This is a genomic window from Polaromonas sp. P4_H1, from assembly GCF_056400945.1.
Window position 1 is genome coordinate 14,531 of record NZ_JBFUKG010000016.1, and the last position, 17,492, is coordinate 32,022.

The window sequence follows — 17,492 nt, forward strand, 5'->3', positions numbered from 1 at the left end:
ATGGACATGAGCACAAATAAATCGACACCAATACAAGAAGATATGCACCCCGCCGATGTCATTGCTGCTCTGCACAAGCGCGGCTCCAGCCTTCGAAAAATAGCCATTGAGAACGGCTACAGCCATATACAGCGCGTACTGACCAGCCCCTGGTTGGCGGCTGAGCAATTGGTGGCGAAAGCGCTCGATAGAAAGCCGGAAGACCTGTGGCCGTCACGCTACCTGAATCCCGCTGACCGTGCGCTTGCTTTTCAGCAGACCCGCAAGATCACGGTGACCATGCCGCGCCAGCGCAAGCAAACACCCTGCATCACGCACGAGTTGACTGTCGGCAACTTCGGCCCACTCAACGAGGGCATTCCCCATTCCCAGTCATAGCGATAGAGGCTCTGCAAAACAACATCGCAAATGACGCCAGCCGCACCGGGCACTCCAGGGCACAACCGGATGTCAACCATGGGTGACCCCATCACTCAAGACGTGCGCGCACTGTGGCTGCGGCTGCGCAGGGACGGCGGCTGGTGGACGCTGGACATGCTCACGCATCACTGGAAGCCGACCCACACACCGTGCACCGTCCAGCACGCCATGGATGCGCTGGAGGCTGGCGGCTTCGTGGAAAGCCGCGACCAGACGACCCGCCTGAGCTATCGCGTCACTTCGGACTGCGAAACGTTGCCCGGTTTTTTGAGCCGCTATGTCAACCAGGAGGCACCCGATGAGCTCTCGACGAACAACCCGGAAATGAAGCCATCGAAAACGACGCCTCTATTTCCAGTTTTTTGAACCCTGTCTGCTGTTCAGGTACTGCCTGTTGCCAAGGCATTTAAAAAACGGCCTGCTCAAGGATTGAATGTAAAAGGCTACAAATCCAGCACCAGTACTTTCGATCGGGCTCTCGAGCAGCATGGGGTGAATTGATCGTTTCTCTCGTGTTCTTCGCTTGTCAGGTATTGATCATGGTGATCCGGAACGCCCGCTGCCACGCGTGTCAGGCAGGTTCCGCAAATACCTTGCTCGCATGAAACCGGTATCTCTATGCCAAGCCGTGCAACCGCACTGACCACCGTCTCATCGGCAGCAACCACTACAGACTGTCCGGTGCTCGAAATGCGAACTTCGAAGGAATCGCCGGTTGTCGGCTGCGGCGGCGAAAAGGTCTCATAGTGCACCTGGCCGCCCGGCCAATCCAGCGCGGAGGCCGTTTCCAAAACGTGGTGCAGGAAACCGGTAGGGCCGCAGGTGTAAATATGCGCATCGCGCTGCAGGGTTTCGAGACGTGAACGCAAGGGCCTGGCGCCCGCGACAGCCTCATCATCCAGGTGCAACACCACATTTCCGGCAAAGCCGCTGTTCTGGAGTTCGGCAAGGAATGCCACGCGGTCCCTGGAGCGCGCGAAATAGTGCAGCGCAAAGGTGTTGCCCAGCGCGTGCAGCTGATACGCCATCGCCAGCAAAGGCGTCACGCCGATACCGCCTGCCAGCAGAATGCTGGCTTGCTCCCCTGCAGCCAGTCTGAAGAGATTGCGCGGCGCACTGATGCGCAGGGTATCGCCTTCGTGCACCAGGTCATGGACCGCCTCGGACCCTCCACGGGATTTCGGGTCCCTGAGCACCGCGATGCGATAGCGGTCTTTCTGGTGCGGCATTCCGCACAGGGAGTATTGCCGCACGAGGCCATTGGGGAGATGCACGTCCACATGCGCACCCGCCTCAAACGCGGGAAGCGCCTGCCCATTGACGGACACCAATTCATAGGAATTGATGTCCTGCGCCTCGCGGACTTTCCTCGCGACTTTTACGGCAATCTCATTGGCACTCATGACTTGCACATCACTTCAGGGGACATTGGGACGCGTAGGCATCCTGGTAGCTCTTGAACGGCGTGGAAACCGACTTCAGGTTCAGGCGGCCGCTGCCATCCCTGGCTACTTCCATGATGTGCATGCCCTGTATGGGAAAGTTGTTGTTGCCAAACCTGAAGTCGCCCCGCAGTGACTTGAAATCGGCCGCTTTCAGCGCGGCCATGAACGCCTTCTTGTCGGTGACATTGCCCTTGACCTTGCCGATGGCCGAGTCCAGTAGCTGGGCTGCGTCATAGCTCTGCGCTGCGTAGTTCGAAGGTATGCGTTTGTATTTGCGCTCGAATTCCTCGACGAACTGTTTGCTCTGGGCGTTCTGGAAGTCAGGCGCCCAAAAGCCGCCGCTCACGATCCCGATGGCCGAATCACCAATGGCCGGCAGCGACAGCGCGTCGGCGATGAAGGTCGACAGCAAAGGCAGGTTCTTCGACATGCCGGCTTGGGCGTACTGCTTGGCAAACGCCACGCCCAGACCACCGGGGAAGAATGCAAATACCGCATCAGGCTTGGCTGCAGAGACCTGCGACAGCTCGGCCGAAAAATCCATCTGCGTCAGCGAGGTGTAGACCTCGTCTGCCAGCGGCCCCTTGTAATAACGCTTGAAGCCCGCAACGATGTCCTTGCCGGCCTGGTAGTTGGGCGCCAGCACAAAGACTTTTTTATAGCCCTTGTCTTTTGCGTACTGGCCCACGGCCTCCGCCGCCTGGTCACCCTGCCAGGAGGTGATGAACTGGTAAGGCGAACACTGGCTGCCAGCGATCTGCGACGGGCCCGCATTCGACCCAACCAGAAAGACTTCCTTGTCGGTCACGTACTTGTGCACGGCCATCATGATGTTGGAGAAAGACACGCCGGTGATGATGGGCACGTTTTCTTTTTCAATGAGGCGACGCGCGGCCTGGTTGGCCACGTCCGGCTTGAGCTGGCTGTCTTCCTTGACCAGCTGCACCGGCACGCCGCCCAGCTTGCCGCCGTTGCGCTCAAGCAGCAAATTGAAGCCATCGAGCTGGTCTTGGCCCACGCCAGCCGTGGGGCCTGACAGCTCCCCCATGAAACCGATCTTTATCGGCGTCGTCTGCGTCCAGCCGGTGACCAGCGAGAGCATGAGGCCGGCGCCGGCCAGGCATTGAATCACTTGTCTTTTCATCACTGTCTCCGTTTATGAATTCGTGAAATGGTGATTTCAAACACTCGCGGGTGCAGCTCGAACCACCTTGATGGGCACCGCTGGCGTCTCGATGGCGGCGTCTACTTTGACCATGCGTTCGATGGCCCGGCGCATGCGCACCGGACCCGCATCCACACTCAACAGCACCGGCTTCATCTCCCAGAAGTCGTTGTCGCCAATGGCCGCCTGTTGTGCGTTGATGATGGGTTTGTCCTGGGCCTCAAATGCGTGACGGCGCAGGGCGGAAAACTTCGCAGCCTCATCGGGCGTCATCCGGGTGCCCGGCGGCATCGCGGCGGCGAAGTGGTAGTGCACCGTTTTCTCCGACTCGGGTGTGAGGATGTGCACGCCGTAATACCAGCCGTGGTCTTCACGCTTGCCGCCCACTTCATGCACGCCGGAGTCCAACAGAAAGCAGCTTGGCGGAATCCAGGTCATGTTGGTCCACATGTCCACCGGCTTGCTGTCGCGGCGATACACCATGTCGAAGATGGGTGGTACTGAAATGTTGGGCATCCAGCGGTTGCAGTGGATCTTGCCGCCCTCTTCCTTGAGCACCTGGTCGGCGCCAACCTGTTCGGGGCTGCCCAGGTAGCCGTCATGCAGATAGGTGATGTGGCTCAGGTCAAGCAGGTTTTCGCCCATCAGTTCGTAGTTGGCCTCGATGTGGAGGTAGCCACGACTGGTGGCAAAGCCAGCTTCGGACTCGAGCACGCTGTAGTCGGGAATGGTCACGGGATCCGCGGCCTGGCTGCCCATCCAGATCCACAGCATGCCGTGCTTTTCGGCGACCGGATAAGAGCGCACCTTGGCTGCCGCCGGCACCTTGCCGTCGCCGTGCGGGTTCTTCACGCACTTGCCCGAACAGTCGAAGGTAAGGCCGTGGTAGGCACATTCGATGGAATCCCCGACGATTTTCCCGAGGTGAAGCGGAATGAAACGATGCGGGCAACGGTCTTGCAACGCGACGGCCGTACCGTCTTCCTTGCGGTAAAAGACCACCATTTCACTGAGCAGTTTTCGGTGAAACATCTCACCGGACTTAACTTCGTTGCCCCAGCAGGCCACGTACCAGGCATTTTTGATGAAGGCCATTCCAGGCTCCTTTGCTAAAGAATAAATTCAGACTGAATTTTCACATACAGAGCGCACGGTTTGTAAGTTAATCGGAAGAATTTTCTAGGGGTTGACCCGCATACGGGGTCCATAATCACGGCTTTCGAACCCATCAACACTCAAAAGGTTTACCGGATGGCCAGTCCCCAGATCAAACGCGCATCGCCGGCATTCGAGCCTGCGAAAAAGACGGCGACTGTGAAGGCCGTGAAAGCGGTCCGTCGCACCCAGGAGGACCGCAGCCGCACCACCAAGGAGAAGCTGCTGGCCGCCACCATCCAAGTGCTTTTGCGCGATGGCTACAGCGGCCTGACGATGAAGGAGGTGGCCAAGGCCTCGGGCGTATCCAACGGTGCGCTGATGCACCACTATGCCAACAAGGCCGAGCTCGTCGTCGAGGCGACGGCCATGGTGTATGAGGAAGCCATCGTGCGGGGACAGCGCATGGCGCAGACCGCCGGTGCGGCTGAAAAGCCCATTGAAGGCTTCATCACCGACTGCCTGAGCGTCTACTTTGACTGGCCCTTCCTGGCGGCGCTCGAAAGCATCGTCGTCGCACGCACCGACCCGGACCTGATGGCCAGGATCCTGCCGGTGATGGAGCGTTACCGCGTCACCTGCGACGACATCTGGATGGGTGTATTCAAAAAAGCCGGCGTACCCACCAAGCGGGCCCGCGTGCTGCTGAACCTGAGCCTGAACCTCGTCCGGGGCATGGGCTTAAACCGTCTCTGGCGACATGACGACGCGCATTACCAGATCTACCTCAAGGAATGGATCACGATGGCGAACCAGCAGCTGGCGCAGCTGAAGTAGTGAACTCGCCGCCGCACCTCACTCGGCATCGGGCTGGCGCGCAGGAGCCGCCGCAGCGAAAGCAGGCAGTGCCTGGCATGTGTTGAATATCGCGGTCAATGTCGGGCAGCCCGACAAATCAACATTGAAACGCTGGGCGCTGAAAACCTGGGGCACCAGGCAGCAGTCGGCCATTGTCGGCGTGTCGCCAAAACAGAAAGCGCCGGTGCGGTCGTGCTGCTGAATTTGCGCTTCGATCGCCTCCAGGCCCAAAGTGATCCAGTGTGCGATCCATTCGCTTTTCTTTTCTTCCGAAATCTCCATGGAGCCGGTCAGATACTTCAGCACCCGCAGGTTGTTGATCGGGTGAATGTCGCAGGCAATGCCCAGCGACAACTGGCGCACAAAAGCCCGATCAGCCGGCGACGGCGGCAGCAGCGGCACCTGCGGATAAACCTCGTCGAGGTATTCCATGATCGCCAGTGACTGACTGATCTGCACGCCCTCCTCGCTCAACACCGGCACCAACGCCTGCGGGTTGATGGCGCGAAACGCGTCGCCAAACTGTTCGCCGCCATGGCGGTTGAGGTGAATGAACACATGCTCGGCCTGAAGACACTTGAGGTTCATCGCGATGCGCACGCGGTACGCTGCCGAGCTGCGAAAGTAGGTGTGAAGGATACGGCCCATTCAGACTCCGAGGTATTGGTGCACGATTTCAGGCTGGCCGCGCAGGTCGTCCGAGGTCCCCTGCCAGACGACGCATCCCTTTTCAATGACAAAGTGCCGGTCAGCCAGACCCATCAGCGCCTTCACGTTCTTGTCGATGACGATCTGCGACAGCCCGTCCTGCTTGAGCTCGGCCAGTGCGCGCCAGATCTCGTGGCGGATGACCGGTGCCAGGCCCTCGGTGGCCTCATCGAGCACCAGCAGCCGCGGATTCGTCATCAGCGCGCGGCCGATGGCCAGCATCTGCTGCTCGCCCCCCGACAGCTGCGACCCCAGGTTGCCGCGGCGCTCTTTCAGCCGCGGGAAGAAGGCGTAGACACGGCCCAGGTCCCAGGTCTTGCCGCGGCCCTTTTGGTCGTCGCGGGCGGTGGCGACCAGGTTTTCTTCCACCGAGAGGTTGGGGAAAACCTGCCGGCCCTCGGGCACCAGCGCCAGGCCCTGGCGCGCGATGCGGTGCGAGGGCAACTGGTCGACGCGATGGCCGGCCACGTGCACGCTGCCGGCCGCCACCGGCAGCATGCCGAACAGGCACTTGACGGTGGTGGAGCGGCCCATGCCGTTGCGGCCGAGCAGCGTGACGACTTCGCCGGCGCCGACTTCAAAGGAGATATCGAACAGCGCCTGCGCATGGCCATAGGAAGCCTGCAGGCCTTGGACGGATAAAAACGGGTTCATGATGGGGTCCTCGCGCACGTCATGCTTCGGCCTCTTCTTCGCCGAGGTAGACCGCCCGCACTTCCGGGTGGTTGCGGATTTCATCGGGCGTTCCGGTGAACAGAATCTTGCCGTAGACCAGCACGCTGATGCGGTCGGCCAGCGCAAACACCGCGTCCATGTCGTGCTCGACCAGCAGGATGGTGTACTGGCGTTTCAGGCGTTGCAGCAGGGCGACGACGGCGGCGGACTCCTGCACGCTCATGCCGGCCATGGGCTCGTCGAGCAGCAGGAACTTCGGCCCCGCGGCCAGGCTCATCGCGAGCTCCAGCTGGCGTCGCTCGCCGTACCCCAGGTCGCCGGCCATCACGTGGAGCCGGTGCGTGAGGCCGCTCGCCTCCAGCGCTTCTTCGGCGAACTGGCGCGCTTCCTTGCCGGCCAGCATCGGCGCCCAGAACTTGAAGGCGTGCTGGCGCGAGCCGAGCGCCGCAAACGTTGCATTCTCCAGCACGCTGAAGTCCTCAAAAATCGAGGTGATCTGATAAGACCGCAGCAGGCCGCGTACCGCGCGTTTGTGGATAGTCAGCGCGGACACATCGGCACCGTTGAACCAGACGCTGCCGCTGTTCGGTGCGAGCTCACCCGACAGCTGGTTGATCAGCGTCGTCTTGCCGGCGCCGTTGGGGCCGATGATGGCGTGGAGCTCGCCCTCGCCGATGTCGAGCGACACGGCGTCGGTGACCAGCAGCGCGCCGTAGCGCTTGGTGAGGGAGTCGGTGCGAAGTACGCTGGCCATCACAGGGCTCCCTTCGCCACACCCGTCGCCGCCACAGCCGCTGCGGTGGTGGTCGTGGTAGTGGGCGTGGTAGTAGTGGTAGAGATGATTTTGGCGGGCTGCTTTCCACGGGAATCGAAGCGCTGCAGCAGGCCGATGATGCCGCGCTTGCCCAGGAGGGCGACGATGACGATGAGCGGGCCGAAGATGACCATCCAGTGATCGGTGAAGCCTTTCAGGACCTCTTCAAGACCCAGGAAGACCAGCGCGCCCATCAAGGGGCCGAACACCGTGCCAAGACCGCCGATCACCACGATGACGATCAGCTCGCCGGAGACCGCCCAGGCCAGGGTGCTGGGCGAGGCGAAGGCATTGAGGTTGGCCAGCAGCAGACCGGCCACGCCGCACAACATGCCCGACATCACATAGGCCAGCAACTGGTAACGCAGCACCGGGATGCCGGCGGCATTGACCCGGCGCGCGTTCTGTTTGGCGCCGCGGATCACCATGCCGAAGGGCGCGGTGCGCAGCCTGGCGAGCCACCAGATCGACAGCACCAGCACGACAAAGGCGACGACGTAGACACTGGTCGCGGACGACAGATCGAGCGGGCCGAAGCGGCTGGTCTGCGCGATGGACATGCCGTCATCGCCGCCGTAGTTCTTCAGGCTGACGAACAGAAAGTAACCCATCTGCGCGAAGGCCAGCGTGATCATGATGAAGGCGATGCCGGTGGTGCGCAGGCTGATGGCGCCCGTGACCAGCGCGACCAGGCCGCACACGCCCAGGCACAGCGCCAGGTGCACCCAGCCGTTGCCGACCCCATAAAAAGATGCCAGGCCGACGGCATAGCCCCCCAGTCCGAGGAAGAGCGAATGCCCGAAGCTGACCAGCCCGCCGTAACCCAGCGCGATGTTCAGCGCGCAGGCAGCGATCGCGTAGATGATGATGCGCGCAAAGAAGGCCACATAAAACTGCTGGCCGGTGGCCTGCGCCACCAAGGGAACGGTCGCCAGCAGCAGCAATACCAGCAGGGGAACCCAGGCGCTGGGCCGTGAAATAAGGGGAGTCATCGCCATCACCTTCACCTGTTCGCCGGAAAAAGACCTTGCGGCCGCCACGCCAGCACCACCGCCATCAGCAGGTACACCAGCATGGAGGCCAGCGCCGGGCCGGCGGCATCGGCGAACGAGCGCTCGGTGACCTGCCGCAGCATGAAGGGCAAAAATACGCGGCCCATGGTGTCGACGATGCCGACGATGAGCGCCGCATAAAACGCGCCGGTGACCGAGCCGATGCCGCCGATGACGATGACGACCAGCGTGGTGATCAGCACCGACTCGCCCATGCCGGACTGCACCGACAGGATGGGTCCTGCCATCGCGCCGGCCAGGCCCGCGAGCATGGCGCCGACCGCAAACAGCATGGCGTTGAGCAGGCGAATGTTGACGCCCAGGGCCGCCACCATCGCAGGGTTGACGGCGCCGGCGCGGATCAGCATGCCCACGCGGGTCTTGTTGATCAGCAGCCAGGAAGCTATCGCCACCGCCAGACCGACGATGATGATGGCGAACCGGTAGGCCGGGTAGCTGAAGCCGCCGATGTCGATGGCGCCGCCGAGGAATTGCGGCACCTGCAGAAATACCGGCTGCGCTCCCCAGATGATGCGCACCAGTTCGTTGAAGAACAGCACCAGGCCGAAGGTGGCCAGCACATGGTCGAGGTGGTCGCGGCGGTACAGGCGCGCGACGGCGACGAACTCCAGCGCCAGGCCCAGCAGCAGCGAGCCCAGCATGGCCGCCAGCACGGCCAGCCCGAAGGAGCCGGTGTACTGGAAGGCCGTGGCCGCGAAGTACGCGCCCATCATGTAGAGCGAGCCGTGCGCCAGGTTGACGAAGCTCATGATGCCGAAGACCAGCGTCAGGCCTGCAGCCAGCAGAAACAGCAGGACGCCGTACTGCAGGCCGTTGAGCAGTTGCGCAAAAACAAGCGTGCTGTTCATGGCGTCACTTCAGCGCGCATTGCGCGTGGTAGGCATCGGTCTGCCGGGTCAGCGGCGTTGCGACGAGCTTTCCGGCGACGTTGCTGCCGCTCTTGATGGTCTCGAACGCGTAGTAGTTCTGCACCGGCAGGTTGTTGTTGTTGAACGCGAACGGGCCGCGCACCGACTTGAACTCACTGCCGGCCGCCTTGACTGCGACGGCAAGCGCCTTGGCATCGCCGGCCTTGGCTTTGCCGAGCGCGATGTTCAGAATATTGGCCGCGTCGTAGGCCGTTGCCGCGTATTCGCTGGGAGTACGTTTGTACTTGCGCTCGAAGTCGGCGACGAATTTCTTGCTCTCCGGCGTGTCGAGCGCCGCGTCCCACATCGCACCGCTGACGCTGCCCACCGCTGCATCATGCAGGCCCGGCAAGGTCGTGCCATCAACAGTGAAGACGGAATACAGGGGCACCTTGGCCATCAGGCCGGCCTGGCTCATCTGCTTGATGAAGTTGACGCCCATGCCGCCAGGGTAGAACACAAACACCGCATCGGGCTTGGCTGACTGCAGTTGCGCGAGCTCGGCCGAGTAATCGGGCTGGTTCACCTGTGTGTAAACCTCGTCCACGATCTGGCCCTTGAAGTAGCGCTTGAAGCCGGTCATCATGTCCTTGCCGGCCTGGTAGTTGGGCGCCATCAGGTAGACCTTTTTCAGGCCCTTGTCCTGGGCAAACTTGCCCATGGCTTCGGCGGCGCCGTCGTTTTGCCAGGCGGCGGAAAACACATTGGCCTTGCAACCCGCACCGGCCAACGGTGACGGGCCGGCATTGGTGGCGATGGCCACGGTGCCCGACTCGACGATGCGCGGCAGGCTGGCCATCAGCACGTTGGAAAAACTCAGGCCCACGATGGCATCGACCTTGTCCTTGTCGATGAACTTGCGCACGATCTGGCTGCCGATTTCCGGCTTGAGCTGGTCGTCTTCCTTCAGTATGGTGGCGGGTTGACCGCCGAGCTTTCCGCCCAGTTGCCCGACTGCCAGCATGAACCCGTCGACCTGGTCCTGACCCACGATGGCCTGCGGGCCCGACAAGGGCGCCATGATGCCGATGGTGGCGGCTGCGGCGAGCTGGCTGGCGCCTGCAAGTGCCATACCCGCCAGGGCGGCGAGCGCGGTGCGGCGAATGGAAGTCGTGGGTGTCGTAGTCATGTTCTCTTGTCTCATGTTGTGTAGATAGGGTGAGGGAAGGATGGGGCTGCTGCGGGGTCAGTCAGACATCTGCACAAATACGCGCCCGCCTTCGATGCGCACGGGGTAGCTGCGAACATCCTCCGTGACCGGCGCACAGGTGCCACGGCCATTGCGCACGTCGAACTTGCCTTGATGCAGTGGGCATTCAATTTCATAGCCGTCAAGAAAGCCGTCGCACAGCCGCGCATGGCCGTGGGTACAAATGTTGTCGGTGGCAAAAATACTGCCTTCAACCTTGTAGAAGGCAATGTCCCGGCCGCCGACCTGCAGGCCGATCACATCGTCTTCGGGCACACCGTCTTCTTCGGTGGCGTCAATCCAGTTGGAATTGCTCATGGTTTAAATCGGGTAAATGATGGAATTCGGAATCATTTCGCTGTCGTACACGCAGTAGCGCGACGAGAACTTCAGACCTTCCGGCGTGCGCTCGATCACGTCGATGTAGCGGCCGACGTTGAAGACGGTCGATTCCTGCGACAGCTTGGTACGAAAGACCGCGTAGTTGGCCTCGGCCTCGAAACGGTTGTTGCCGGCCTTGTGGATCAGCGGCGCGCCGACGACGTGGCGCTGGTAGTAGGGGTCATGGAACAGCGTCTCGCGGATGCCATAGACGCGGTCTTTCAGCATGCCCTTGCTTTCAAAAAGCAGGGTGGCCAGCGGGAAGCCGCGTTCATGGTTTTCACGCGGGATCAGCTTGTAGGTGCAGTTTTCGGTGAAGAACTCGGGCCACAAATCCCAGTCGCCCGAATCGACCGCCCGGGCGTAATCGGCATATAACTGCGCAACCTGCAGGTAGTCTTCAAAATTGATGTTGACAGCGGTACTCATTGTGTAACCTCCACGCTATGCGTTGCGGTATTCGCCTTGGGAGCGGCCCGGCGGCTCATGCTTCAGCCTCCATCACTTCGCGCCAGTATTGGTACATGCCGCGTATCAGTGTTTCGGTGACCATGTGGTCGGTGTCCTCGACCGTGCGCCCGCCCAGTTCGGCCAGGGTGCGATGGAACGGCTTTTGCTCGAAGCCTTGCTGCGAGAACTCGATCACCTCGCCGTCGTCGGCCGACACGAAGCCGGCCGGGCCGAACAGGTTGGCCTGGCGCAGCCGGCGCTGCGTCATCTCTTCCGTGTCGTCCGCGAAGCCGAAATGCGTCCACACGAAGTCGAAGGAGCCGTGGCCGTCGGGCTGGATGTGGCGCGTTGACACGCTGTTGACCTGCTGCTGCAGGATGACGCTGGGAAAAAGCGTCATCATCACCGCGGTCGGGCCGCCCCACCAGGGCTCGGGCACGATGTCGAGGAAGCGCGGGTCGTTGAGCTCCATGCTCTCCTTGAAGCTGGACACCTGGGTGACCTGATCGGCCTTGCCCGACTGTCCGCGCGTGGAAATCATGGCCGCGTGGCGGTGGCGTGCGTCCATCTTCAGTTCGGACTTGTTGTCAGCGCGCCAGAGACCGAAAGTGACAAACCAGGTGTGCAGCAGGCCGGGATGGTATGGGTCCTTGATGTTCTCTTGCATCAGCTTCCAGTTGCCCGGAATACGCTGGCGGTTGTAGCCCAGGATCTTCAGTTCGCGGCCGTCGAAGAGGCGGTCGAAATAGCCGAGGATGACCGGTCCGAGGAAATCTTCGAGCGATTCGATGTCGTGATCGAAACTGGCAAACACCACGCCGCCGCGCGTCGCGACCTTGAGCTTGTTGAGGCCATGGTCGGTGGTCTTGAAGTCCGCCGGCATGCCGCCGTTGACCTTGCCGTCCTGCTTGACGCCGCGGCGAAACGGCACCCCCTGCAGATCGCCCTTCAGCGTGTAGCTCCACTGGTGGTACGGGCAGACAAACTCTTTTTTGTTGCCATGGCGTTCTCGGCAGAACTGCATGCCGCGGTGGGCGCAAACGTTCTCGACCACACTGACGCCGCCGTCGGCATCGCGCACCATGATCACCGAGCGCTCTCCGACCACCGTGCGCTTGAAGTCGCCGGCGTTGGGAATCTCGGCATCAAGGCCGACGTAGTTCCAGTGTTTGTTGTAGAAGAAGCGTTCAAGCTCTTTCTTGTGCTGGTCCGGGTCGGTGTACGCCATGAAGGGAATCCTGCTGGTGCCTTCGGATTCCCAATGGATCTTGACGGGGAAGGTTCCGGTGGATGCGGTGGTCGATGCAGTCATCGCTGTCTCCTTGGTTTCCGTTTTTCCGTTTGCCGTTTTCCGCGCCTGCGAATCAGGCCTTCACCGCGACCGTGATGCCGGCCAGGCCCGCGATGTCGCCCTGCATCACGTCGCCCGCAACCACGGCGTTCACGCCCTCGGGGGTGCCGGTCATGATGATGTCGCCGGGCTCCAGCGTTTCGTATTCGGACAGGTAGGCAATGCATTCCGAAACCGACCAGATCAGCTTGGCAATGTCCGACGACTGACGGGCGTCGCCATTGACGGTGACGCTGATAACGCCTTCAACCACATGGCCGCTGTCGGCCACGCGTGACAGCGCGCCGACAGGTGCCGACAGCGCGAAGGACTTGCCGAACTCCCAGGGGCGGCCCTTGTCGCGCGCGTCGAGCTGCAGGTCGCGGCGCGTCATGTCCAGGCCCACGCCGTAGCCGTAAACATGGTCCAGCGCATCGGCCACAGCGATGTCGCGGCCGCCCGTGCCGAGGGCGACGACGAGTTCAATTTCGTGGTGGAAGTTCTTCGTTTTCGGCGGATAGGGGATGCTGACGGGCGACGATGCATCGACTGCTGCGTTGGCCGGCTTCATGAAAAAGAACGGCGGGTCGCGGTCAGGGTCTTTGCCCATCTCGCGCGCATGCGCGGCGTAGTTTCGGCCCACGCAGAAGATCCGGTTGACGGGGAAGCGTTCGCTGATGCCTGCTACGGCGAGCGTCGGAATGGTGGCGGGTTCGATGGCGTAGTTCATGTGGTGGTGTTCTGTAGCAAAGTGGCAAAGTGGCAAAGTGGCAAAAGGTTGAAGGATTTTCAAGCGCGGTGTTCGCGCCACAGGCCGAGGGCCTGCTGCACGGGTCGGTCTGAATAGCTGAAGAGCACGGTCTCGGGACCGGCGCGGAACTGGTGGCTGTGCCAGGACGGCACCACCAGCACGTCGTTTTCATCGAGGCGAACGGTCTTGCCTTCGACGGTTGCTTCGGCGCTGCCGCTGAGGCACACGTACACCGTGCCGTCGGTGCAGCGATAAGGCCGCGTCTCGAAACCTGCGGGAATCAGCTGGGAGAACGCCGCGATCGTCGGCATCGGCGAGCGGCCGGTGGCGGGGTTGATGTAGCGCTGCTTGTGGCCGAAGTGCGCGTCGGGCGTACCACCGGCTATGGTTTTCAGCGAGGCCAGCGTGCGCTCCCAGGGATAAACAAACACCTTGGTCGGCTCGGCGGGCTGCTGGTAGAAATCGACCGGGACCATGTTGGAGCCGTAACGCGCCAGCGCATCGCCTTCCGGCCGGACGACGGCCTGGTAGTCGCTGTTGCTTTTCTCCGCAAATCCGGCATCGAGGAAGCGCACGATGGGAATGTCCAGGCCGTCGAGCCATACCACTGGCTGGTCGCCCACGTTGCCATGGTCGTGCCAGGTCCAGGCCGGCGTGATGATGAAGTCACCGCGGCGCATCGTCGTGCGTTCGCCATCGACTGCGGTGTAGGCGCCCTCGCCGTCCAGCACCAGCCGCAACGCGGACTGGGTGTGGCGGTGGGCCGGTGCCACTTCGCCGGGCATGATGAGCTGCAGGCCGGCATACAGCGACTGCGTGATGCAGGACTGGCCGCGCAGCGCGGGATTTTCCAGGATCAGCACGCGGCGCTCAGCCTCGGCCGCGCTGATCAGCGTGCCAGCCTCCATCACACGGTCGCGCACGTCGGCGTACTTCCACAGATGCGAGACCGCCGGCGACTTGGGCGAGTGCGGCACCAGCGCGCCCAGCACTTCCCAGAGCGGCGTCATGTTGTCGGCGCCAATGCGGTCGTAGTAGTCTTTGCGGCTCAGCTGGGATTCGAGGTCGGGATTTCTGGCGTTCATGGCTATTCCTGTTGATTTTTCAAGTGCCGCTGGCGTAAAACGCGTCGGCATAAATTTGTTCGGCAAGCACGCCCATCTGGCGCACCAGCAAGGTGGTGGCCTCAACCATGGGCGGCGCGCCGCAGAGGTAGGCGCGAACGCCTTCGAGGCTGGACCAGTCCTGGGCGATGGCTTCCGTGACCAGGCCGGTGCGGCACCCGGGCGCCTGGCCGGACGTGACTACGACGTGCACATGCAGTTGCGGATGTTGGCGCTGAAGCTCTGCCAGCCATTCGCGGCCGTAGATGTCGCGTTCCGAGCGAACACCAAAATAGAGATGGATGCTGTTGCGCATGCCTTCGGCAATGACGCCGCGGATGATGGACAGGATAGGCGCGAGGCCTGTGCCGCCGGCCACGCACAGCATCGGACCCTCATGCTTGCGACGCAGGTAGGCCGAGCCCAGCGGGCCGCTGACGCGCACCGCGTCGCCAACCTTCAGCGTGTTGGCGATGTAGCCGGTGACCCGGCCATCGGGGACCAGGCGCACATGGAATTCCAGCTCATCCTCCGCACACAGGCCGGCCATCGAATACGGCCGGATGTGGTCAGGCGTGAACTGAAGCTGCGCGTACTGGCCGGGTGAAAACGCGAGGGGCTTGGCGGCCTTCAGCCGGATCCGTTTGATGTCGTGGGTCTGGTCTTCTACCGCCACGACCGTGGCTTTGACGATTTTTGCCGCATGCACCACGACCTCGTCAGGTTCGGGGATTTCGACAGTGCAGGATTCAGTCAGAAAGGTCTGGCACGCCAGCACATAACGGTCTTCAGTCACCAGCGGGCGCTGCGCTTCCCGGCCCGAGTCGAGCACATGCCCCTCGACAACCTTGCAGCGGCAGGTGCCGCAACGCCCGGCCATGCAGCTGTACGACACCGGCACGTCGTTTGCGCGCAGGGCGTCCAGCAAATTGACGCCGGCGGTAACGCTCAGCGTGCGCTGGAGGGGACGTACAAAAATTTCCATCAGGTCTTGTCTCGTGGAGAAATTGCTTTTGCAACGACGGCGGAAACCGTGGTTGCTATGGCGGTGATCTTCGGCCGCGGGGCATAATCAGTCAATACAATGACGTCAATGTTTGATATCATTTAAATCAATAATCATGCGCGGAACGTAGATCGGAGACGCAGATGGAACTCCAGGACATCGACCTGAACTTGCTGGTCATCTTCAACCAGTTGTTGACCGAAAGAAAAGTCTCGAAAGTCGCCGAGAACCTCGGCCTCGGGCAACCCGCTGTCAGCAACGCGCTGGCGCGCCTGCGCAAGCTTTTTGGCGACGAACTTTTCCTGCGCACGTCCAGTGGCATGCAGCCCACGCCTTTCGCCGACCAGTTGGCCGAATCGATAGGCTACGCGCTGGGCATGATCCACGGCGCGGTCAACGCCAGGAATTCATTCGACCCTGCAACCAGCAAGCGGACCTTCTCCATCGGGATGACCGACATCGGCGAAATCTACTTCCTGCCCCTTTTGATGGAAAAGATCCAGAAGGTGGCGCCGGCCGTGTCTATCAGCACAGTACGCAATACCAGCATTAACCTGAAGGACTCCATGGAGGCAGGCCATATCGATCTGGCCATCGGACTGCTGCCCCAACTCAAGGCCGGCTTCTTCCAGCAGCGATTGTTCACTCAGCAATATGTCTGCATGTTCAGACAGGGGCACCCGCTGGACAAGAAAAAAATCCTGCCGTCGGATTTTTTTGCGGCGGACCATGTGGCGATTGTTTCGGCAGGTACAGGCCACGGGATGGTCGATGAAATACTGGACAAAAATTCACCACAGCGGAAGGTGAGATTGACCGTACCGCATTTTGTGGCGGTGGGTCACATTCTTCAGTCAACGGAGCTTGTGGCCACCGTGCCAGAACGCCTCGCAGAACGAATGGCCGTACCTTTCAACCTGAAATACGTCGCACACCCCATCAAGCTTCCGCAGATTGCCATCAATCTGTTCTGGCATGCCAAGTACCACAAAGACCCCGCCAATCAGTGGTTGCGGGGCCTCATCTTCAACATGCATGCAGATGGGTAGTCAGGGGTAGTTGGCTTCATGGCCGAGTGGGTGTAGTACTCTTTTTTGTGAGGCCTGAAGGCGTCGGCGGGCTTGACATCAGCGGTGCACTCCAACTCCGATAAACTTTTCCATTCAGCGGATGTCCGCGCAGGCGTCCCGAACACACCCGCGCAGCCAGCGATGCGCCGGATCGGCATCCAGCCGCGGGTGCCAGAGCAATGACACCGTGATCTCCGGCGTGGCGACCGGAAGGGGAAAACTGTGCATGCCGGCGCGCAGGCTCCCGGTATGCCGTTCGGGAACCGTGGCGATCAGGTCGGAGGCCCGGGCCAGCGCCAGCGCAGCCGAAAAGCCACCGACGATGGTGGCGATCTCCCTTTGCAGCCCGAGCGGCACCAAGGCTTCATCCACCGGCTCCGCGCCCAGACCCCGCCGCGAGACGCCGATGTGCCTGCCGGCCGCATAACGGGCCGGCGTGATCTCGCCCTGGCTCAGCGGGTGCCCCGCTCGCACGACGCCAATGAAGCGGTCCCGGAACAAGGCCTGCACGCGCAGCTCCGGAGCCGTCGCCCTGCCCACCACGCCGGTTTCCAGGTCGACGGTCCCGTCGCGCAGCGGCGTGCTGTCTTTGTCCAGCTTCTGCACGAAGCACAGCCGCACGCCGGGCGCCTCCTGGCCGACGCGGGCAATGAGCGCTGGCCCGAAGTTCTCCACAAAGCCTTCGCGGGTCCGCAGCGTGAAGGTTCGGACCAGCTTTTTGAGCTTGAGCTTCTCCACAGGGCGCAGCACCGCTTCCGCGTCCTGCACGAGCTGGCCGACCTGCTCGCGCAGTGCTATCGCCCGGGGTGTGGGAACGAGACCACGCCCGGCCCTGACCAGCAGCGGATCGCCCGTGGTCTCGCGCAACCGCGCCAGCGCCCGGCTCATCGCCGACGGGCTGAGCCGCAAGCGCCGGGCCGCGCGCGCAACGCTGCCTTCCGCGAGCAGCACATCCAGCGTGACCAGCAGGTTGAAATCGGGTGTCGCCATACGTCGACCATAGCGCAGTTTGGCGATGACATGGCGTCAAACGCACGAATAAAGTGCAAAT

20 protein-coding genes are annotated in these 17,492 nt (G+C 61.9%); 4 read left to right on the forward strand and 16 right to left on the reverse strand.

The window, feature by feature from the left end:
* A complete protein-coding gene (locus AC1DS5_RS19070) occupies positions 1-378 on the forward strand; it encodes a helix-turn-helix domain-containing protein (RefSeq protein ID WP_477719825.1) in 378 nt (125 codons plus the stop codon).
* 78 nt (positions 379-456) lie between these two features.
* Complete coding sequence (locus AC1DS5_RS19075; RefSeq protein ID WP_477719826.1) at positions 457-786, forward strand: hypothetical protein; 330 nt, start codon at positions 457-459, stop codon at positions 784-786.
* Positions 787-863: 77 nt separating this feature from the next.
* Here the strand turns inward: AC1DS5_RS19075 and AC1DS5_RS19080 are convergent, their stop codons facing one another.
* Genes AC1DS5_RS19080 through AC1DS5_RS19090 form a run of 3 tightly spaced genes read right to left on the reverse strand, consistent with a single transcriptional unit; the run spans position 864 to position 4,125 of the window.
* Positions 864-1,823, reverse strand: coding sequence for a PDR/VanB family oxidoreductase (locus AC1DS5_RS19080; protein WP_477719827.1), 960 nt, complete (start codon positions 1,821-1,823; stop codon positions 864-866).
* Between the two features lie 10 nt (positions 1,824-1,833).
* Complete coding sequence (locus tag AC1DS5_RS19085) at positions 1,834-3,009, reverse strand: ABC transporter substrate-binding protein (RefSeq protein WP_477719828.1); 1,176 nt, start codon at positions 3,007-3,009, stop codon at positions 1,834-1,836.
* Between the two features lie 36 nt (positions 3,010-3,045).
* Positions 3,046-4,125: a Rieske 2Fe-2S domain-containing protein gene (locus AC1DS5_RS19090; protein WP_477719829.1), complete on the reverse strand. Its 1,080-nt coding sequence runs from the start codon at positions 4,123-4,125 to the stop codon at positions 3,046-3,048.
* A 156-nt stretch (positions 4,126-4,281) separates the two neighbouring features.
* Between AC1DS5_RS19090 and AC1DS5_RS19095 the strand changes: the two genes are divergently transcribed.
* Positions 4,282-4,962 carry a TetR/AcrR family transcriptional regulator gene (locus AC1DS5_RS19095; protein WP_477719830.1) on the forward strand — a complete coding sequence of 227 codons (681 nt, stop codon included), beginning with the start codon at positions 4,282-4,284 and terminating at the stop codon, positions 4,960-4,962.
* An 18-nt stretch (positions 4,963-4,980) separates the two neighbouring features.
* Here the strand turns inward: AC1DS5_RS19095 and maiA are convergent, their stop codons facing one another.
* The 12 genes from maiA to AC1DS5_RS19155 are packed head-to-tail and all read right to left on the reverse strand — an operon-like array spanning position 4,981 to position 15,350.
* Positions 4,981-5,631, reverse strand: a complete 651-nt coding sequence (gene maiA, locus AC1DS5_RS19100; RefSeq protein WP_477719831.1) for a maleylacetoacetate isomerase — start codon at positions 5,629-5,631, stop codon at positions 4,981-4,983.
* On the reverse strand, positions 5,632-6,345 hold the full coding sequence (locus AC1DS5_RS19105; protein ID WP_477719832.1) for an ABC transporter ATP-binding protein: 714 nt from the start codon (positions 6,343-6,345) through the stop codon (positions 5,632-5,634).
* A gap of 19 nt (positions 6,346-6,364) precedes the next feature.
* Positions 6,365-7,120: an ABC transporter ATP-binding protein gene (locus tag AC1DS5_RS19110; RefSeq protein WP_477719833.1), complete on the reverse strand. Its 756-nt coding sequence runs from the start codon at positions 7,118-7,120 to the stop codon at positions 6,365-6,367.
* Positions 7,120-8,172, reverse strand: a complete 1,053-nt coding sequence (locus AC1DS5_RS19115) for a branched-chain amino acid ABC transporter permease (RefSeq protein WP_477719834.1) — start codon at positions 8,170-8,172, stop codon at positions 7,120-7,122. Before AC1DS5_RS19115 ends, AC1DS5_RS19110 begins: the two co-directional genes overlap by 1 nt.
* Before the next feature lie 11 nt (positions 8,173-8,183).
* Positions 8,184-9,101 carry a branched-chain amino acid ABC transporter permease gene (locus AC1DS5_RS19120; protein ID WP_477719835.1) on the reverse strand — a complete coding sequence of 306 codons (918 nt, stop codon included), beginning with the start codon at positions 9,099-9,101 and terminating at the stop codon, positions 8,184-8,186.
* A gap of 4 nt (positions 9,102-9,105) precedes the next feature.
* Entirely contained in the window at positions 9,106-10,290 is a 1,185-nt protein-coding gene (locus AC1DS5_RS19125) for an ABC transporter substrate-binding protein (RefSeq protein ID WP_477719836.1), read from the reverse strand.
* 57 nt (positions 10,291-10,347) lie between these two features.
* Positions 10,348-10,668 (reverse strand): non-heme iron oxygenase ferredoxin subunit, encoded by a 321-nt coding sequence (locus tag AC1DS5_RS19130; protein ID WP_477719837.1) that lies wholly within the window; start codon positions 10,666-10,668, stop codon positions 10,348-10,350.
* Between the two features lie 3 nt (positions 10,669-10,671).
* Positions 10,672-11,160, reverse strand: a complete 489-nt coding sequence (locus tag AC1DS5_RS19135) for an aromatic-ring-hydroxylating dioxygenase subunit beta (RefSeq protein WP_477719838.1) — start codon at positions 11,158-11,160, stop codon at positions 10,672-10,674.
* A 55-nt stretch (positions 11,161-11,215) separates the two neighbouring features.
* Positions 11,216-12,493 (reverse strand): aromatic ring-hydroxylating dioxygenase subunit alpha, encoded by a 1,278-nt coding sequence (locus AC1DS5_RS19140; protein ID WP_477719839.1) that lies wholly within the window; start codon positions 12,491-12,493, stop codon positions 11,216-11,218.
* 52 nt (positions 12,494-12,545) lie between these two features.
* Positions 12,546-13,241, reverse strand: a complete 696-nt coding sequence (locus tag AC1DS5_RS19145) for a fumarylacetoacetate hydrolase family protein (protein ID WP_477719840.1) — start codon at positions 13,239-13,241, stop codon at positions 12,546-12,548.
* A 59-nt stretch (positions 13,242-13,300) separates the two neighbouring features.
* Complete coding sequence (gene gtdA / locus AC1DS5_RS19150; RefSeq protein WP_477719841.1) at positions 13,301-14,347, reverse strand: gentisate 1,2-dioxygenase; 1,047 nt, start codon at positions 14,345-14,347, stop codon at positions 13,301-13,303.
* Between the two features lie 19 nt (positions 14,348-14,366).
* A complete protein-coding gene (locus tag AC1DS5_RS19155) occupies positions 14,367-15,350 on the reverse strand; it encodes a 2Fe-2S iron-sulfur cluster-binding protein (protein WP_477719842.1) in 984 nt (327 codons plus the stop codon).
* 164 nt (positions 15,351-15,514) lie between these two features.
* Between AC1DS5_RS19155 and AC1DS5_RS19160 the strand changes: the two genes are divergently transcribed.
* On the forward strand, positions 15,515-16,420 hold the full coding sequence (locus AC1DS5_RS19160; protein WP_477719843.1) for a LysR family transcriptional regulator: 906 nt from the start codon (positions 15,515-15,517) through the stop codon (positions 16,418-16,420).
* Between the two features lie 114 nt (positions 16,421-16,534).
* Here the strand turns inward: AC1DS5_RS19160 and AC1DS5_RS19165 are convergent, their stop codons facing one another.
* Positions 16,535-17,431 (reverse strand): LysR family transcriptional regulator, encoded by an 897-nt coding sequence (locus AC1DS5_RS19165; protein ID WP_477719844.1) that lies wholly within the window; start codon positions 17,429-17,431, stop codon positions 16,535-16,537.
* Positions 17,432-17,492: the final 61 nt, after the last annotated feature.

What these genes read in the sequence shown, in the direction of transcription:
- AC1DS5_RS19145 (WP_477719840.1), bottom strand. Translation starts at nt 13,241, where the DNA reads ATGAACTACGCCATCGAACCCGCCACCATTCCGACGCTCGCCGTAGCA.
- AC1DS5_RS19090 (WP_477719829.1), bottom strand. Translation starts at nt 4,125, where the DNA reads ATGGCCTTCATCAAAAATGCCTGGTACGTGGCCTGCTGGGGCAACGAA.
- AC1DS5_RS19075 (WP_477719826.1), top strand. Translation starts at nt 457, where the DNA reads ATGGGTGACCCCATCACTCAAGACGTGCGCGCACTGTGGCTGCGGCTG.
- AC1DS5_RS19125 (WP_477719836.1), bottom strand. Translation starts at nt 10,290, where the DNA reads ATGACTACGACACCCACGACTTCCATTCGCCGCACCGCGCTCGCCGCC.
- AC1DS5_RS19070 (WP_477719825.1), top strand. Translation starts at nt 1, where the DNA reads ATGGACATGAGCACAAATAAATCGACACCAATACAAGAAGATATGCAC.
- maiA (WP_477719831.1), bottom strand. Translation starts at nt 5,631, where the DNA reads ATGGGCCGTATCCTTCACACCTACTTTCGCAGCTCGGCAGCGTACCGC.
- AC1DS5_RS19135 (WP_477719838.1), bottom strand. Translation starts at nt 11,160, where the DNA reads ATGAGTACCGCTGTCAACATCAATTTTGAAGACTACCTGCAGGTTGCG.
- AC1DS5_RS19115 (WP_477719834.1), bottom strand. Translation starts at nt 8,172, where the DNA reads ATGACTCCCCTTATTTCACGGCCCAGCGCCTGGGTTCCCCTGCTGGTA.
- AC1DS5_RS19110 (WP_477719833.1), bottom strand. Translation starts at nt 7,120, where the DNA reads ATGGCCAGCGTACTTCGCACCGACTCCCTCACCAAGCGCTACGGCGCG.
- AC1DS5_RS19095 (WP_477719830.1), top strand. Translation starts at nt 4,282, where the DNA reads ATGGCCAGTCCCCAGATCAAACGCGCATCGCCGGCATTCGAGCCTGCG.
- AC1DS5_RS19120 (WP_477719835.1), bottom strand. Translation starts at nt 9,101, where the DNA reads ATGAACAGCACGCTTGTTTTTGCGCAACTGCTCAACGGCCTGCAGTAC.
- AC1DS5_RS19140 (WP_477719839.1), bottom strand. Translation starts at nt 12,493, where the DNA reads ATGACTGCATCGACCACCGCATCCACCGGAACCTTCCCCGTCAAGATC.
- AC1DS5_RS19155 (WP_477719842.1), bottom strand. Translation starts at nt 15,350, where the DNA reads ATGGAAATTTTTGTACGTCCCCTCCAGCGCACGCTGAGCGTTACCGCC.
- AC1DS5_RS19080 (WP_477719827.1), bottom strand. Translation starts at nt 1,823, where the DNA reads ATGAGTGCCAATGAGATTGCCGTAAAAGTCGCGAGGAAAGTCCGCGAG.
- AC1DS5_RS19105 (WP_477719832.1), bottom strand. Translation starts at nt 6,345, where the DNA reads ATGAACCCGTTTTTATCCGTCCAAGGCCTGCAGGCTTCCTATGGCCAT.
- gtdA (WP_477719841.1), bottom strand. Translation starts at nt 14,347, where the DNA reads ATGAACGCCAGAAATCCCGACCTCGAATCCCAGCTGAGCCGCAAAGAC.
- AC1DS5_RS19130 (WP_477719837.1), bottom strand. Translation starts at nt 10,668, where the DNA reads ATGAGCAATTCCAACTGGATTGACGCCACCGAAGAAGACGGTGTGCCC.
- AC1DS5_RS19160 (WP_477719843.1), top strand. Translation starts at nt 15,515, where the DNA reads ATGGAACTCCAGGACATCGACCTGAACTTGCTGGTCATCTTCAACCAG.
- AC1DS5_RS19085 (WP_477719828.1), bottom strand. Translation starts at nt 3,009, where the DNA reads ATGAAAAGACAAGTGATTCAATGCCTGGCCGGCGCCGGCCTCATGCTC.
- AC1DS5_RS19165 (WP_477719844.1), bottom strand. Translation starts at nt 17,431, where the DNA reads ATGGCGACACCCGATTTCAACCTGCTGGTCACGCTGGATGTGCTGCTC.